The sequence below is a fragment of the Methylobacterium sp. WL64 genome (assembly GCF_008039945.1).
GTDB lineage: Bacteria > Pseudomonadota > Alphaproteobacteria > Rhizobiales > Beijerinckiaceae > Methylobacterium.
The window spans coordinates 15,511-31,234 of the sequence record NZ_VRVA01000002.1; the positions used below are offsets into that span (position 1 = coordinate 15,511).

Annotated in this window: 18 protein-coding genes; 7 read left to right on the forward strand and 11 right to left on the reverse strand. The window is 70.1% G+C overall.

Features of this window, described 5'->3' with window-relative positions; genetic code table 11:
* Window positions 1-124 precede the first annotated feature (124 nt).
* The 3 genes from FV242_RS01330 (at window position 125) to FV242_RS01340 (ending at window position 3,066) form a co-directional block, all read left to right on the forward strand.
* Window positions 125-1,015, forward strand: a complete 891-nt coding sequence (locus FV242_RS01330) for a F0F1 ATP synthase subunit gamma (RefSeq protein ID WP_147937662.1) — start codon at window positions 125-127, stop codon at window positions 1,013-1,015.
* Between the two features lie 42 nt (window positions 1,016-1,057).
* Window positions 1,058-2,518: a F0F1 ATP synthase subunit beta gene (gene atpD, locus FV242_RS01335; RefSeq protein WP_147854040.1), complete on the forward strand. Its 1,461-nt coding sequence runs from the start codon at window positions 1,058-1,060 to the stop codon at window positions 2,516-2,518.
* Between the two features lie 146 nt (window positions 2,519-2,664).
* On the forward strand, window positions 2,665-3,066 hold the full coding sequence (locus FV242_RS01340; protein WP_058190458.1) for a F0F1 ATP synthase subunit epsilon: 402 nt from the start codon (window positions 2,665-2,667) through the stop codon (window positions 3,064-3,066).
* On the opposite strand, the gene FV242_RS01345 is transcribed toward FV242_RS01340, so the two are convergent.
* From FV242_RS01345 to hrpB, 7 genes are all read right to left on the reverse strand, one after another.
* Window positions 3,056-4,315, reverse strand: coding sequence for a CCA tRNA nucleotidyltransferase (locus FV242_RS01345; RefSeq protein WP_147937663.1), 1,260 nt, complete (start codon window positions 4,313-4,315; stop codon window positions 3,056-3,058). The two genes, FV242_RS01340 and FV242_RS01345, sit on opposite strands and share 11 nt — an antisense overlap.
* Window positions 4,312-4,569 (reverse strand): DUF6111 family protein, encoded by a 258-nt coding sequence (locus FV242_RS01350; protein WP_147905659.1) that lies wholly within the window; start codon window positions 4,567-4,569, stop codon window positions 4,312-4,314. The genes FV242_RS01345 and FV242_RS01350 overlap by 4 nt, the downstream gene beginning before the upstream one ends.
* Before the next feature lie 14 nt (window positions 4,570-4,583).
* Window positions 4,584-5,243, reverse strand: a complete 660-nt coding sequence (locus FV242_RS01355) for a CoA pyrophosphatase (RefSeq protein WP_147937664.1) — start codon at window positions 5,241-5,243, stop codon at window positions 4,584-4,586.
* A complete protein-coding gene (locus FV242_RS01360) occupies window positions 5,240-5,824 on the reverse strand; it encodes a DUF1285 domain-containing protein (protein ID WP_147905657.1) in 585 nt (194 codons plus the stop codon). Before FV242_RS01360 ends, FV242_RS01355 begins: the two co-directional genes overlap by 4 nt.
* 234 nt (window positions 5,825-6,058) lie before the next feature.
* The gene (locus FV242_RS01365) at window positions 6,059-7,210 is read right to left on the reverse strand and encodes an SMP-30/gluconolactonase/LRE family protein (RefSeq protein WP_246692561.1); all 1,152 of its coding nucleotides are present in this window, start codon (window positions 7,208-7,210) and stop codon (window positions 6,059-6,061) included.
* Between the two features lie 139 nt (window positions 7,211-7,349).
* Window positions 7,350-7,775, reverse strand: a complete 426-nt coding sequence (locus FV242_RS01370) for a PaaI family thioesterase (protein ID WP_147905655.1) — start codon at window positions 7,773-7,775, stop codon at window positions 7,350-7,352.
* A 47-nt stretch (window positions 7,776-7,822) separates the two neighbouring features.
* Window positions 7,823-10,279, reverse strand: coding sequence for an ATP-dependent helicase HrpB (hrpB, locus tag FV242_RS01375; protein WP_147937666.1), 2,457 nt, complete (start codon window positions 10,277-10,279; stop codon window positions 7,823-7,825).
* Window positions 10,280-10,431: 152 nt separating this feature from the next.
* Between hrpB and FV242_RS01380 the strand changes: the two genes are divergently transcribed.
* The 4 genes from FV242_RS01380 to FV242_RS01395 all read left to right on the forward strand — a co-directional run bounded on the left by FV242_RS01380 (window position 10,432) and on the right by FV242_RS01395 (window position 12,897).
* Window positions 10,432-11,058 (forward strand): carboxymuconolactone decarboxylase family protein, encoded by a 627-nt coding sequence (locus tag FV242_RS01380; RefSeq protein ID WP_147937667.1) that lies wholly within the window; start codon window positions 10,432-10,434, stop codon window positions 11,056-11,058.
* A 150-nt stretch (window positions 11,059-11,208) separates the two neighbouring features.
* Window positions 11,209-11,442, forward strand: a complete 234-nt coding sequence (locus FV242_RS01385; protein ID WP_147905652.1) for a hypothetical protein — start codon at window positions 11,209-11,211, stop codon at window positions 11,440-11,442.
* A 107-nt stretch (window positions 11,443-11,549) separates the two neighbouring features.
* Window positions 11,550-11,948: a hypothetical protein gene (locus FV242_RS01390; protein ID WP_147937668.1), complete on the forward strand. Its 399-nt coding sequence runs from the start codon at window positions 11,550-11,552 to the stop codon at window positions 11,946-11,948.
* Window positions 11,949-12,180: 232 nt separating this feature from the next.
* Window positions 12,181-12,897, forward strand: coding sequence for a YoaK family protein (locus FV242_RS01395; protein ID WP_147937669.1), 717 nt, complete (start codon window positions 12,181-12,183; stop codon window positions 12,895-12,897).
* A gap of 19 nt (window positions 12,898-12,916) precedes the next feature.
* Here the strand turns inward: FV242_RS01395 and FV242_RS01400 are convergent, their stop codons facing one another.
* From FV242_RS01400 to FV242_RS01415, 4 genes are all read right to left on the reverse strand, one after another.
* Complete coding sequence (locus tag FV242_RS01400; RefSeq protein WP_246692562.1) at window positions 12,917-13,183, reverse strand: flagellar protein; 267 nt, start codon at window positions 13,181-13,183, stop codon at window positions 12,917-12,919.
* A gap of 162 nt (window positions 13,184-13,345) precedes the next feature.
* On the reverse strand, window positions 13,346-13,726 hold the full coding sequence (locus FV242_RS01405; RefSeq protein WP_147937670.1) for a hypothetical protein: 381 nt from the start codon (window positions 13,724-13,726) through the stop codon (window positions 13,346-13,348).
* A 2-nt stretch (window positions 13,727-13,728) separates the two neighbouring features.
* Window positions 13,729-13,959: a hypothetical protein gene (locus FV242_RS01410; RefSeq protein ID WP_147905648.1), complete on the reverse strand. Its 231-nt coding sequence runs from the start codon at window positions 13,957-13,959 to the stop codon at window positions 13,729-13,731.
* Between the two features lie 99 nt (window positions 13,960-14,058).
* Entirely contained in the window at window positions 14,059-15,648 is a 1,590-nt protein-coding gene (locus tag FV242_RS01415) for a glucan biosynthesis protein (protein WP_147937671.1), read from the reverse strand.
* Between the last annotated feature and the right edge of the window lie 76 nt (window positions 15,649-15,724).

Sequence of the window (15,724 nt, forward strand, 5' to 3'; positions counted from 1 at the left end):
GAGGGACGGGGTTGGACGCCGGTGCTGACCGCACCGTCGGGCGCTTGACCCGGCACCACCCCCACCTTCGGCTCCTTCCCACATGGGGGAGGAGAGGCCCTGGAACGGATCTGGACGCGGCCCGATGGCGAGTTTGAAGGACCTGCGCAACCGCATCACCTCGGTGAAGGCGACGCAGAAGATCACCAAGGCCATGCAGATGGTCGCGGCCGCCAAGCTGCGCCGGGCGCAGATGGCCGCCGAGGCCGGCCGTCCCTTCGCGGAAAAGATGGCCCAGGTGCTCGGCAACCTGGCGGGCAACCTGGTCGGTGGCGTGGGCGCCCCGAAGCTGCTCTCCGGGACCGGCGCCGATCAGACACACCTTCTGGTCGTCTGCACCGGCGATCGCGGCCTCTGCGGCGCGTTCAACTCCTCGATCGTCCGCTTGGCGGTCCGGGAATACATTCTGAAGCTCACCGCCGAGGGCAACACCGTCAAGATCATGACGGTCGGCAAGAAGGGCAACGACCAGCTGCGGCGCCTGTATCGCGACCAGATCGTCGAGAGCATGGATATCCGCGGCAACCGCCCGGTGGACTACGAGTTCGCCGCCGAGATCGCCAGCAAGATCCTGACGCGCTTCGAAGCCGGCGAGTTCGACGTCGCGACCCTGTTCTACTCCGAATTCCGGTCGGTGATCTCGCAGATCCCCACCGCGCAGCGGCTGATCCCGGCGGAACTGCCGGCGGTCGATACCTCTGCGAAGGCTGGGATCGGCAACGCCGCGCTGGAATTCGAGCCGTCCGAGGAGGCGATCCTGGAGACGCTCCTGCCGAAGAACCTCACCGTGCAGGTCTATCGGGCGCTCCTGGAGAACGCGGCATCCGAGCAGGGGGCGCGCATGAGCGCCATGGACTCGGCAACCCGCAACGCCGGCGAGATGATCAAGAAGCAGACGCTGATCTACAACCGTACGCGTCAGGCCATGATCACCAAAGAACTCATCGAGATCATCTCGGGCGCGGAAGCTCTCTGAGGCACCGCGACCTGAACGCACAGCTTGAAGGGTAGGTTTACAATGGCGAACACCGCAATCCCCGGCGCCGGCTCCAACAAGGTCGGCAAGATCATCCAGGTCATCGGCCCCGTGGTCGACGTGCAGTTCAGCGACGGCCACCTGCCGGAGATCCTGAACGCCCTGGAAACCAAGAACAACGGCGCCCGCCTCGTTCTCGAAGTCGCCCAGCAGCTCGGCGAGAGCACCGTCCGCTGCGTCGCCATGGACACGTCCGAGGGCCTCACCCGCGGTCAGGAGTGCACGGACACCGGCGAGCCGATCAAGGTTCCGGTGGGCATGAACACCCTCGGCCGGATCATGAACGTCATCGGCGAGCCCATCGACGAGGCTGGCCCGGTGGTGTGTGACACCTACCGCGCCATCCACCAGCCGGCCCCGTCCTACGCCGACCAGTCGACCGAGGCGCAGATCCTGGTGACCGGCATCAAGGTCGTCGACCTGCTCGCCCCCTACGCGAAGGGCGGAAAGATCGGCCTGTTCGGCGGCGCCGGCGTCGGCAAGACCGTGCTGATCATGGAGCTGATCAACAACATCGCGAAGGTGCACTCGGGCTACTCGGTGTTCGCCGGCGTCGGTGAGCGTACGCGTGAGGGCAACGATCTCTACCACGAGATGATCGAGTCCAAGGTGAACCTGGACCCGAAGGAGAATGGCGGCTCGGCCGCGGGCTCCAAGTGCGCCCTGGTCTACGGTCAGATGAACGAGTCGCCCGGCGCCCGCTCGCGGGTCGCGCTCACCGGCCTGACCATCGCGGAGCAGTTCCGCGACGAAGGCCAGGACGTGCTGTTCTTCGTGGACAACATCTTCCGCTTCACGCAGGCCGGTTCCGAGGTGTCGGCGCTTCTCGGCCGCATCCCGTCGGCCGTGGGTTATCAGCCGACGCTCGCCACGGACATGGGCGCGCTGCAGGAGCGCATCACCACCACCAACAAGGGTTCGATCACCTCGGTGCAGGCGATCTACGTGCCGGCCGACGATCTGACCGACCCGGCGCCCGCCGCCTCGTTCGCCCACCTCGACGCCACGACGGTGCTGTCGCGCTCGATCGCCGAGAAGGGCATCTACCCGGCCGTGGATCCGCTGGATTCGACCTCGCGCATGCTGTCGCCGGCCATCCTCGGTGAGGAGCACTACGACGTCGCCCGCCGGGTGCAGCAGACCCTGCAGCGCTACAAGGCGCTCCAGGACATCATCGCGATCCTGGGCATGGACGAGCTGTCCGAGGAGGATAAGCTCACTGTCGCCCGCGCCCGCAAGATCGAGCGCTTCTTCTCGCAGCCCTTCTCGGTGGCCGAGGTGTTCACCGGCTCGCCGGGCGTGCAGGTGCAGTTGGAAGACACCATCAAGGGCTTCAAGGGCCTGGTGAACGGCGACTACGACGACCTGCCGGAGGCTGCCTTCTACATGGTTGGCACGATCGAGCAGGCTCAGGAGAAGGCCAAGAAGCTCAAGGCCGCGTAAGGCCCGCCAATCCCCTCCCCCTCGCGGGGAGGGGCCGGGGTGGGATGGCCGCGGCGAGGCTCGCCGGTGCTGCCCGAACCGCCCCACTTCCACCTGCGCCCCACGATGGGGCGGAGAGCGCGTTGCGGTTCCGGGATCGTCCTGAGATGGCCACCTTCCACTTCGATTTCGTCGGCCCCGAGCGGACGCTGTATTCCGGCGAGGTGACGGCCGTTCAGCTCCCCGGCACCGAGGGCGAGATGACTGTGATGCCGGGCCATGCCCCGGTCCTGACGTCCTTGCGGGTCGGCGTCATCGTGATCACCGAGAGCCAGGGCAGCGGCAAACGGATCTACGTCCGCGGTGGCTTCGCCGATATCGGCCCGACCGCCGTGACCGTCCTCGCCGAGCGCGCCGCGCCGATCGAGGAGCTCACCCACGAATCCCTGGACCGGGATATCGAGGCGGCCGAGTTGCAGCGCGACGCCACCGAAGATCTGCAGAAGCGCGAAGATCTGAACGGCCAGATCGTCCAGCTCCAGGAGACCAAGGCGCTCCTCAAGCTCTGAGAGAGAACGCGCGGGCACTCGCCAGCGCGCGCTCCAACAGCTCGGCCCTCGCCTCGGTATCGGCCGGGCAGCCGCGCTCCAACCAGAGTTCCCGGGCCGCTGCCAATCCACGGCCGATGGCCGGACCTGCCGGGAGGCCCGCGGCCACGAGATCCGCCCCCGCGAGCGGGAAGCGCGGCGCACCGCCTGCACCGCTCAGCGAATCCAGCGCTTGCCGCGCCTCTTTCCCCACGACAGGCCGGGGCTCGCCCGACACGATCGTCAGCGTTTCCTTCAGGAGCGGCAGGCCGTGCTCGGCCACGAGCGCCCGGGCCGTGTGTGGGTCGATGTCGGCGCGACCGTGGAGGTCTGCCAGCGCATCCGCGTAGCCGCTGAGCAGCGCGTGCTCCTGCTTTGACAGGCGCAGCCGTTCGCGCAGCCGGTCGGCATCGTGCCGCCCGCCGACCGAGAGGGCCGCGAGGCGCATCACCGGCGAGAGCGCTGCGGCGAACGCCCGATCCAGGCGCCCCACTTCTGCGACGCCGCCGGTGATCCGCTGAAGGAGCCCGGTGGCGCTCAGGACCGCGACCATTTGGGTGCCGTTGCGGGCAGCCAGCAGTTTCACGAATTCGGCCCGGACCCGCTCGCGGGACAGCCGGTCGAGGGCGTCCCGGGCGGCGACGCAAGCGGCGAGCCCCGCCTGATCAGGAGGGCCGGCGCCAAATCGGGCGTGGAAGCGGAAGAAGCGCAGGATCCGGAGCGCATCCTCGTGGATCCGGGTCCCGGGATCGCCGATGAAGCGCACCCGCCCGGCCTTCAGATCGGCTAGACCGCCGACCGTATCGTACAGGCGCCCGTCGGCTCCCAGGGAGAGGGCGTTGACGGTGAAGTCGCGCCGCTCGGCATCCCGGGCGAAATCGCCACCGAACCGGACCACCGCATGGCGGCCATCGGTCTCGACATCCTCGCGCAGGGTCGTGACCTCGACCGGCCCGTCCTCTGTCACCAGGGTGATCGTGCCGTGCTCGATCCCGGTGGGCACCGCCTTGAGGCCTTGCGCCTTCCGGGCGGCATCCATCACGGCGTCCGGCAACAGCGTGGTCGTGAGGTCGATGTCGGCGGACGGGCTGCCCAGCAGCGCGTCGCGCACGCAGCCGCCGACCAGGCGGGTCTCGGCGTGCGGAACATCGAGTGCGGCGAGTGCCCGGCGTACGCCCGGCTGGCCCAGCAGGGCCGCGAGCGCGCCGTAATCGAGGGCGGCCTGGCTCACTTGAAGCCGCCCGGCACCAGACGGCCGTTCTCCATATGGGTCGGCACGTAGCCGCCGGCCCTGCGCTCCGAGAACAAGCCCTCGTAGACCAGCGTCCCGATGACGATGGCGAGGCCGGCGAGGACCAGACGGACGAGGTGCGGGTCCCAGTGCACCCGGCGCATCGGGTTGCGGCCCACGAGCACCAGGTAGGCCATGAACAGCACGAACGGGATGAGGAAGAGGCCGAACTCTTCGATGAGGCGGCGCAGCATGATGGTCGGTTGCCTTATCCCGCGGGGTGGGGGCCGGTTTCCGGGTAGAGGCGCTCCCGGAGGTTGTTCAAGATCCCGGCGGTGACGCCCCAGATCAGCCGGTCCTCGAAGGTCAGGGCATAGTACCGGCGGGTGCGTCCCTGCCAGACCCGCGCCTGCACAACATAGCGGTCCCGGTCCATCAGCACCGGCATCGGCACCTCGAACACGTCCGCGACCTCGCTGGGGTTCGGCGTGAAGACGGCGTCGGCCGGGACCACGCCGATCACCGGCGTGACGAGGAACCCTGTGCCGGACAGGTAGGGGTCGAGATAGCCGAGCAGGCGGACCGAGTCGGGTGCGAGCCCGATCTCCTCGTGGGCCTCCCGCAAGGCTGCGTCCGCGGGTCCGGGATCGGCCGGGTCGATCTTGCCGCCCGGCAGCGCGACCTGCCCGGAATGGTCGCGCAGGTTGGCCGCCCGCTGGGTCAGGACCAGCCTCAGGCCGTCCGTCCGGAACACCACCGGCACAAGGACTGCCGCCCGCCGGTGCGGCGGCGGCGGGATCACCGCGCTGCCGTCCGGGTCGAGACTGTGGTCCCCCCGGGGATTCGAGGTCGGGTCGTCCGGGCCCGGTGGGGCTGGGGAGAGGTGGGACGCGGCGCGGGCGAGGAATTCGGCGTGCGGGTCGCTCACGCGGCCTCGGCCGGGGCGATCGTGTGGAAGGTGCCGCCGGCCCAGAGGCCGAGCCAAGGCCGCCCGTCGATCACGCGCTCCTCGGCGAGTTCCACCAGATCGTAGGTGAGCGCGCGGGTGACCAGGGCCGAGAGTCCGCGCCGGACATGAAGATAGGGCTTCAGAGCCCCATCGGGCTCCTGCTCGAAGCGCAAGGCATGTTCCGAGTCGACGCTCACGAGATCGTCGACATTGGTCCGGAACGAGATCCGCCGGTCCTCCCCGCCTCCGTCCACCGCCATCTCGACGGCCACGAAGGCGGCGTCGTCCACGGTGATGCCGACGCTCTCCACGGGGGTCACCAGCACCGTCCGCCCATCCGGCTCGCGCCGCAGGATGGAGGCGAACAGCTTCACCATCTTATCCCGGCGGATCGGCGAGCCGTTGTGGTGCCAGGTGCCGTCCGCGGCGATGCGGATGTCGATGGGCCCGCAATAGGGCGGGTTCCATGTCTCGACCGGCGGCAGCCCACGCTTGGGCAGGTCGCCCAAGGCGGCGCCGAGGCGGCTCAAGGTCGGGTCGGGGGCGGGATCCTCACTCATGCCGGTTACAGATAGCGTCCCGGGGGCCCGGCAACCACGGGTGCTTTCCTGCCATCTGCCGCCGTTCGTCGCCGTCATCATTCATGCGGGCGCCAGGATCCACAGGGCCGAGGGATTTCGATCCGTCGGCCGCATCCCGACGCACGCCGGGGCGTGCGCATCAGGCTCAGGTGGAGAAGGGACATCCAGCCTCATGCGGTTCCGCATCTGGTTGGCGTCGGCCCTCACCCGCGTTCAGGCCGGCCCCGCCCCCTGCGTGTTCACATAGACCGCGTAGAGCGATTGGCTCGCGGTCATGAACAGGCGGTTCCGCTTCGGGCCGCCGAAGGTGAGGTTGCCGCAGACCTCGGGCAGGCGGATGCGGCCGATCAGCTTGCCCTGCGGCGACCACACCGTGACACCGTTGTAGCCGACCGCCCGGCCCGCGTTGCTCGCGACCCAGAGGTTGCCGTCGACATCGGCCCGCATGCCGTCCGGTCCGCACTTCACGCCGTCCACGACGCAATCCGAGAACAGCCGCTGGTTCGAGAGCTTGGGGCCGTCTCCGACATCGAAGGCGTAGATCTCACCCTTGCCGCCGGCTCCGGTATCGCCGGGGCCTTTCCCGGTGGAGGACAGGTAGAGCGTCTTGTGGTCGGGCGAGAAGCACAGCCCGTTCGGATTCGGCACCTGCGCGTCCGTCAGGATCTGGTCGATCCGGCCGGTCGGGTCGATGCGGTAGAGCGCGTTGGGGAGCGCGCGCTTGCCGACGGCGATCCCGGCCGCCTGGCCGAGCCGTGGATTGATCCGGCCCTGCGGGTTCGACGGGCCGCCCGCCTCGTCCGGCATCCCCTCGTACAGGAGACCGCCATAGGGCGGATCCGTGAACCAGTACGATCCGTCGGCGTGCTGCTCGACGTCGTTGGGTGAATTGAACGGCTTGCCGTCGAAGCGGTCGGCCAGGATCGTGGCTGAGCCATCGAGCTCGTAGCGCACCACCCGCCGGGTGATGTGCTCGCAGGAGATCTGGCGGCCCTGGCGATCGAAGGTGTTGCCGTTCGAGTTGTTGCTGCGGCTGCGGAAGACGCCGACATGCCCGTCCTCCTCGAGCCACCGCATCTGGCGGTCGTTCGGGATGTCGCTCCAGATCAGGAAGCGGCCGAGGCTGTTCCATGCCGGCCCCTCCGCCCAAAGTGCGCCGGTCCAGAGGCGGCGGATGGCGCTGTTGGGAACCACGTAGGGGCCGAAGGCCGGATCGACCGTGATGACGTCGGGATCGGTGAAGTAGGTGGTCGGGGCCGCGCCGGGACGAAAGTCGCGGGGCGGGTCGGTCACGGTGCTCGGCGGCTCCGGCTGACCGAGAGCCGCCGTGGTCGAGGCAAGGGCTGCGCCAGCACCGACGAGCATCGCGCGACGGGACGGTCGCGCGAGTCCAGTTCTGACAGCGTCATCCTGTGATTGCCGCATGATAGACCTCCCCGTACGCCGACCGATCGTCGATCTAACTCTTGTCGATCTCGGCAGTATGACTGGGACCGCGTTTCGATCAACCGGGCTTGCGGCGCAGGATCTTCCAAACACCGTCTGCTGTCGCCACCAGGCGCGGGCCTTCGCGTATCTCCCCGCGCATGAAGACCAGGGAGCCGGTGCGCTTCACCACCCCGGGGTGCACGGTGAGCCAGTCGCCGAGGCGGCCGACATCGATGAACTTCATCTCGAGCTGGATCGTCACGCAGTTGGCGCCGTCGGCGGCCCGCATCGCGGTCTCGCCCAGCGCGCGGTCGGCGAAGCTCATCAGCATGCCGCCATGGACCACCCCGATCAGGTTGGCGTGCTTCTGCTCCGCACGGAACGCGTAGGCGCCGTCCGCGGCGCGGACATGGAGCGGGCCGACATGGGCGATGAAACCCTCGTCCTCCACCAGCGCCCAGCCCTCGGATGCAGGATCGAAGGGTGTCGGGTCAGTCGCCATTGCGTCTCGTCCCTCGTGTCGTTGACGGGTATCGGGCCTGCCGAAACTCAGGTGCCACGGGGCTTTGCCCGCCGGGTCGGCGCCTCGGCCAACGGGTCTTCCGGCCAGGGATGGCGCAGGTAGCGCCCGCGCATCTCCGCACGCACCGCCGCCCAGGAACCGCGCCAGAAGCCCGGCAGATCCCGGGTGATCTGAATCGGGCGATGCGCCGGCGACAACAGGTGCAGCACGAGGGGACGGCCGCCCGCGGTGGGATGGCGGTCCAGGCCGAACAATTCCTGCACCCGGACCGCCAGCACAGGCTCGGCCTCGGTGTAGTCGACCGGGATGCGTGAGCCGGTCGGCACCTCGACATGGGTCGGCGCCTCCCCGTCGAGCCGGCCGCGGAGCTGCCAGGGCAGCAGGCCCTGGAGGGCGCCGCCGAGGTCGTCCGGGGTGATCGCCGCGAGGGAGTTGCGTCCGACGAGCGCCGGCGCCAGCCAAGCTGCGGCACTGGCCCCGAGGGCGGCGTCGGAGAGATCCGGCCAGGTCGTATCGCCCTCGGCGGCGTGCAGGAACTGCACGCGGGCCCGCCATTGCGACAGTCCCGGCGTCCAGGGCAGCCGATCGATCCCGAGGCCGACGATGCCGCTGGCGAGGATCTCCGCGGACGCGGTGTCGGCCGGGACAGGCAGCGGCCGCTCTCCGAGGCTGACCGCACCCAGGCGCCGGACCGCTCTGGCCCGCAGGGCGGCGGCCTGCGAATCGAAGGTCACCTCGGTGCGCGCCTCGATCCGGTCGGAGAACAGCCTCTCGATCGCGTCGGCACCGATGGAAGCCGCCGCCAGGATGCGAGCGTTGCCGGCGGCGCCGGCCAAGTCGGCGATGACCAGGTAGGTCTCCCGGGCGAGTGGACTCGCCGGATCGAGTCGGCCGGCGCGGCCGCTCGCCATCACGAACTCGCCCTCCCGTCCCCGGGCGCGGGCGACCCGGTCCGGATAGGCCAGGGCGAGCAGCAGGCCGGCGGCTTCCGGGGCGTAATGTTGCGCGCCGCCAGCGATCCGCGCCCAATTCTCGGCCAGGCGGCGCATATCCGCGGCCCGGGCTCCTCGGTCTCGCCGGAAGCGCTCGACCCGCTCGTCGAGGTCGATGCCGTCGCCGCCCAGCCCACGTTCGACCAGAACTGCCGCGAGATCTGCGGCGGCGCGGGCGTGGCCGGTTCCGGCCGCCGCCGTTACCATCCGGGCGAGCCGGGGCGGCAACGGCAGGGCGCGCAGTCGCGTGCCGACCTCGGTCAGGCGACCGTCGGCGTCGAGCGCCCCGAGGGCGGCCAGCATGGTGCGGGCCTCCGTGAGCGCCGGGGCGGGCGGTGGATCCAGAAAGGCGAGCCTGCCCGGATCGGTCACGCCCCAGGCGGCGCAGTCGAGCAGCAGGCCGGCGAGGTCCGCCGAAAGGATCTCCGGGCGGGTGAACGGCTCCAGCGCGTTGGTGCCGGCCTCCGACCACAGCCGCCAACACAGCCCCGGCTCGGTCCGCCCGGCCCGCCCCCGGCGCTGGTCGACCGAGGCGCGCGACGCCCGGGCCGTGACCAGCCGGGTCAGGCCGAGGCCCGGCTCGTAGACCGGCACGCGGGCCAAGCCGGAATCGACCACGATCCGGACGCCCTCGATGGTCAGCGAGGTCTCGGCGATGCTGGTGGCCAGCACCACCTTGCGGGTACCGGCCGGCGCCGGCGCGACGGCGCGGTCCTGCTCTGCCGGGGTGAGTGCGCCGTAGAGCGGGGCGAGCTGGACCTCCGGCCCGACCTTCGCGGCCAGGATGTCGTGCGTCCGCCGGATCTCGGCCTGTCCCGGAAGGAACACCAGCACCGACCCGGGATCTGCCCGGAGCGCCCGCAGCGTGACCTCGGCCGCCGAATCCTCGATCCGCCGGTTCGGGTCGCGCTCGGCGTACCGGGTCTCCACCGGGAAAGCCCGGCCCTCGGACGCGACCACGGGGGCGTCGCCGAGCAGCCGCGCGACGCGGGCGCCATCCAGGGTCGCGGACATGACCAGGATCCGCAGATCCTCGCGCAAGCCGCCCTGTGCATCGCACGCGAAGGCTAAGCCCAGATCGGCGTCGAGGGACCGTTCGTGGAATTCGTCGAACAGCACAGCCCCGATGCCCGCGAGCTCCGGATCGTCGAGGATCATGCGGGTGAACACGCCCTCGGTCACCACCTCGATCCGGGTCCGCGCCGAGATCTTCGAGCCGAGCCGCACCCGCAGGCCGACCCGTTCGCCCACCGGCTCGCCCAGGGTCTGCGCCATCCGGGCGGCGGCGGCCCGGGCCGCCAGGCGGCGCGGCTCAAGGAGGATGATCTTGCGTCCCTCAAGCCAGGGGGCGTCGAGCAGGTCGAGGGGAACGCGCGTGGTCTTGCCGGCGCCGGGGGGCGCCACCAGCACGGCGGCATTCCGGGCGGATAGCACGCGACGCAGTTCGGGGAGTGCGGCCTCGATCGGCAGCGCGGAGGTTGGACCGGCCATCGCCTCCGCTGATGGCCCGGCCCGGCGCGGGGCGCAACCGCCCGGCGCTCCCCCGTGACGCCGAGGCGCGATCGACACCGATCGGCCGCCCCTGCCCTGGCCGGCGCCGCAGGCCGAGGCGAACGTACGCGTAACGATTTGGGAGTGAAACGATGCGCATCCGCCTCGCCGCCCGCGCCCTGGCGCTCGCGGCCCTGTTCCCCACCCTCACGATCGCAGCCGAAGAGCGCCTGCCGACCATCCCGCCGCAGGTTTATACGCCCGAGCAGAAGCAGGCCGCCGAGGCGTTCGAGCAGGCCCGCGGCAAGCCGCCGTTCGGCCCGTTCCAGCCGCTGATGCACTCGCCCGAGGTGATGACCCTCGCCCGCGCGATGGGCGACTATCTGCGCTTCAAGCCCAAGATTGGCACGACGCTCTCGGAACTGGTGATCCTGCTCACGGCCCGGCGCTGGACCCAGGATTACGAATGGTATGTCCACGCCCCCATCGCCGAGAAGGCGGGCATCGCCCCCGAGATCGTCGCGGCGATCCGCGATGGGCGCCGGCCGGCCCGGATGAGCGAGGACGAGACGATCGTGTACGACTTTACGACCGAACTGCAGGATACGCGGCGCGTCTCGGATACCACCTACGCCCGGGCGGAGGCCCGGTTCGGGAAGGCCGGTATCGTCGATCTGGCCGCCATCTCGGGCTACTACACCTTGCTCGCCATGGAGCTGAACACGGCGCGCTATCCGATTCCCCAGGACGGTCAGCGCCTCCCGAGGCTTCCGGAGTAAACAGGGTTCTCGACAGCGCTCCGGCATCCGGATCCCCGTTATCCACAGGGTTTGCCGACGCCCTCGCGCGTTGGCGGCCATGCGTTGACGAAGCGTTAACCCTTCTGAATTGTTCTCCCTTCGTTCCGGCGTGTGACGAAGGAGACCCCGATGCTGACCCAGGCCCTTGCTGCACAGGCGGATCATGCCTGTCCGGTCGACGCGATCAGCCGCGCCTATCTCAGCTTCACCGGCGGCGATGCCGGCATCGCGCTCCGCTGCGCCATCGCCGACGCCCTGTCCGACCTGATGGAGGCCGAGCGGCGCACGCGCGAGCGCAGCCGCCTGATTTCCCGGGGCTACGTCCGAGAGGCGCCGATGGTCGCCGTCGGGACTGAAAGCTGAACGGTGGCTGCAGGCGGACTTCAGAGCCGATGCAGCGACGCCCAGGCATCCTGTCTCCTGTGATCGGGATCGCCCTGGTGATCCCGCGCTTCATTCGGAGTCAGGCCATGAAACGGATCGCTGTGCTTTCGGCCGCCGCGCTGATCGGCGCGGGGACCCTCGCATCCACGACCGCCGAGGCACGCGGCGGTGGCGCCGTGGTGGCCGGCATCATCGGTGGCTTGGCGGCCGGTGCCCTGATCGGTGCTGCCGCCCAGGCCGCGCCGGGCTACGGCCACGCGTACGGCATCCAGGACGACGGCTACGCCCCGATCCCCGTGGTCGTCCGGCCGCGGCCGGCCTACCGCGCCTACGACGCCGTCGAGCCGGTCTACGCGACGCGACGCGTGGTCACCTACGAGCGAGTCCCGGTGGGCTACGGTCACCGCCGCTGGCGCGACGATGCGGATTACGACGACGAAGGCGGCTACGGTCGCCACCTCGGTGGCGACGATCGCGGCTGGTGAGGACGGGACGGCGCGACGATCCCGGCGGGCGACCCGAACGGTGATGTCCGGATCGGCCCGGGTGCCGTGGCACCGGAACGGTCTCGTCCCGCGCGCCCGTCCGTCGATGGCTACGCCTGGTCCACGGAACCGATGCAGGGCACCGCTGCGCCGTGGTCGCGTACCCGATCGGGGGCGGGTCGGGTACGAGTACCGACTCAATCCGGACTGACCCAACGGCATCGGCGATTCCATGCTTGTCCATGAAGGCGAGACGCGCACCCGCGATGCCGACCTGACCCTGTCCTGGTCCCTGGCGGCGGTGGCCGGCGCCCTGAACACGGCGGGCTTCTACGCCTTTGGGTTCTACGCCTCGAACATGACCGGCAACGTGTCGGCGATCTCGGACCGAGCCGGGACCGGCGACCTGATCCTCGCCGCCCAGGCGCTGCTCCTCGTCATCCTGTTCGTGCTGGGCGCCGCGACCTCGACTCTGCTGATCCGCCGGCGCCGGCGCCACGCCCCCTCCGGGGCTTACGCCTACGGCATCCGGGCCGAGGCCCTCCTGCTTGCTGCGATCGGTCTGGTCGCACTCCCCATGGCCGAGCCGGCGCGGGGCGAGGCTCTGGTGTTCGGCCTGAGCTTCGTCCTGGGCCTGCAGAACGCCGTGGCGACGAAGATCACGGATGCCCGGGTGCGGACCACGCACGTCACCGGGATGATCACCGATATCGGGATCGAACTCGCGCGCTGGCTCGATCGCAAAGCCGGCGATCCCCTGGCGAAACGCCACGACCCCAACAAGCTGCGGCTTCACCTGATGACGGTCGGCGCGTTCCTCGGCGGTGGCCTCCTGGGTGTGGTCGCGTACCGCGCGATCGGCGTCGGGCTGCTGTTCGCCGCAGCCGCGATCCTGGCGCTCCTGGCGGCCCCCACGATCGGCCCGCGCCGGTCGGCCCCGGCCGAGTGAGCGCGTCGTCGCGCGGGCCTCAGGCGGTGATGTCGAGAAGCTGGCCGCTCATGCGGTCGGCGGTGCGCGCCACCGCGGCGTTCAGGGCGAAGGATGTCCGCGACCCGATCAGATCCGCGACGGTGCTCGACAGATCGACCTGCGCGGCGGGCGGCAGCGCCGCATCGCCGACCGGTACGCCGATCTCCGCGATGCGCTGCGCCGCAGTCCCAAGCCGGTCGGTGGCCCGGGTCATCCCGGTGGTTGCGGTCTGAAGCGCGTCGATCCTCGTGGGCTCTCCTCCCACCGATCCTCGCACGGACTCGAGAGACAAGGGTTTCGCGGATCGATCAAATGCAACGGATTGCGCCGATCTCATCCGCGCAAAGTCGACGGTCGATCGGCGTTGGTATGCGGGTTGCCCGTGCAAGTTCGTACGGAATCGGCCGACCCGAGCCGAACCGGCCTGTCACCATCCGCAATTGGGCATGGGCGGCTGCGGCTTGGCCAAGGCCGCCTTCTCGATCGCCACCAGCGGCCCCCAGGCGTATTTCTGCGCGTGCGGCGTGACGTTGGCGAACAGGCAGCCGAGCTGGAAGTGGCTGGCGCCCATCTCGCCCGAGAAGCCCATGCAGTCCAGGAAGGTCCAGGTTTTCGGGGCCGGAATCATCGAGCGCCAACGCGGCATCGCCACAGGCGCGCAGACCTTTACGGCCCCGGTGCCATCGTCGGCGTTCAGGGCGCTCTCGCGCGTCTGCCCCCGGGCCGGGGCGGCGGCCAGACTCGCGACGAGCAGGGCGGCCAGGATGGCGCGGCGTGATCCGGGCCGGGTCCATAGGGGTGCGTTCATCGTCAGTGCATCGTCCGCCACAGGGTCGCGAGGATCGCGAAGCCGATCACGTTGTACAGGATCGCCCAGATCCAGACGCCCATCACGGCGCGGCTCGGCTGCCGGGGGCGCTGACGACCGAGGCGCAGGCGATCCCGATCCTCGGGCGTCGGCCAGATCGCGCTCTTGGGCGCTCTCAACAGCCGGGTCAGGGCGTCGGGCAGATCGGTGCCGGGCGGTCGTTCGCCGTTCATGACGGCCTCCGATGCGGCGGTGGGACAACCGGCACCTGCGGCCGGGGCTCGACCTTCTAAGGGCAGCGGGCCGGCGTCGGCAATGCGCCCGGTCGCCGCCTACAGCACCGTCCCGGGCGCCTCGGGATAATACTGGTAGGCCCAGGTCTCCGAGAGAAGGCGGTCTCCATCCTTGAGTTGCAGCCGCATCTCGATCGGCTGCTGCCCTTCGGCGTAGACCTTCAGGAAGACGCGCCAGGGACTCGGTTTGCCGTAGGGCGCCCAGGTCGCCCCGACCTCCTCCGCGGTGCCGCGGGACAGCGTGAGTGCCACCTGCGCCTTCTCCGGGTCGCGGCCGGCCAAGGCCGCGCCCTCGAACGCCAGCACGAATTGGCGCACGAGGTTTGCCCGGCCAGGCCGCCGGTCCGCGTCGGACAGCCAGGACGCCTTGGTCGCCCGGGTCGCGACGCAGCGGGCGAGATCGGTGGCGACCGGCTCGGCCACCGGCCAGTGCAGGCGATAGGCAAAGCTGCGCTCGGCACCCGCGGCGGGCGGGTCGGCCGGGACCCACATGGCGCCGATGTTGTCGTCGGTCTCCTGGTGCGTCGGGATCTCGACCAGCTGCACGCTGCCCTGTCCCCAATCGCCCTGGGTCTCCACCCAGATGTGGGGGCGGTTCTCCTCGAAGCCGTCGTCGATGTAGTTGTCGAACGCCCGGTCGCGCTGGAGCAGGCCGAACCCCTTCGGCGACGTGTCCGCGAAGGCGCTGACGCTGAGGCGCGGCGGGTTGTTGAGCGGGCGCCAGATCAGCTCGCCGGTGCCGGTCTGCATCAGCAGGCCATCGGAATCGTGCACCTCGGGCCGCCAGTCGCTGGCGAGGAACCGGCTCATCCCCTCCGAATACCACAGCATCGAGGTCAGGGGCGCGACGCCGAACCGCTCGACGGCCTTGCGGATATACAATGTGCAGGCGACGTCGATCACCACGTGCGGCTCCTTCCGCGCGGTGAACCGGTAGGCGCCGGTCAGGCTCTGGCCTTCGAGGAGCGCCAGCACCGAGACCGCCCCGTCCGCGGCGGGGGAGACGTAGAAGCGGGTGAAGACTGGGAATTCTTCCGGTTTCCCCGGCCCCGCCGCCGTATCGATGGCGATGCCCCGAGCCGAGGCGCCGTACTGTGCCCCGTCGCCGGCGGCGCGAAAATAGGAGGCGCCGAGGAATGCCAGCCAGTCGCCGTCGTCACCGAGCCGGCCGGCCGGGACCTTCTGGAAGCGTACGCCGGCAAAGCCCGAGCCGTCCGGCAGATCCTGGCCGGGATTGCCGGGGGGGTAGGCGAAGAGATCGCGCGAATACAGTACCTCCCGGGCCTGGCCGCCTTCCAGGGCGAAGATCTTCACCGGGTGACGGAAGAAGTTGCCGAGGTGGAAGAAGGTGACCGGGTACGGGCTCTCCGGGAACAATGCGTGCGCTGGCGGGTAGCGGATCTCCTGAAGCGGCCCGTAGGTCAGCGCGTCGAGGGTCGGCGACGGGGGTGCCTCGTGGGGCGGCATGTAGGGACGATCGCGCAGTGTGCGCGCCAGATCCTTCAGGCGTTCGAAATCCATCGGCTCCGGCGGCGCCAGACGCGGACCGCCGGATGCGGCCTCGGCTGATCGCGCGAGCGGCGAGAGGGCCAGCAGGCCTACGGCTGTCAGGGCGCGTCGCGTGATCAAGCTGAAACCTCCGGGAATCGCCCCTCCGACGACCCGCCGCGTCCTCTAGCCACGCTGGAATGAGCGCGCCATTGAC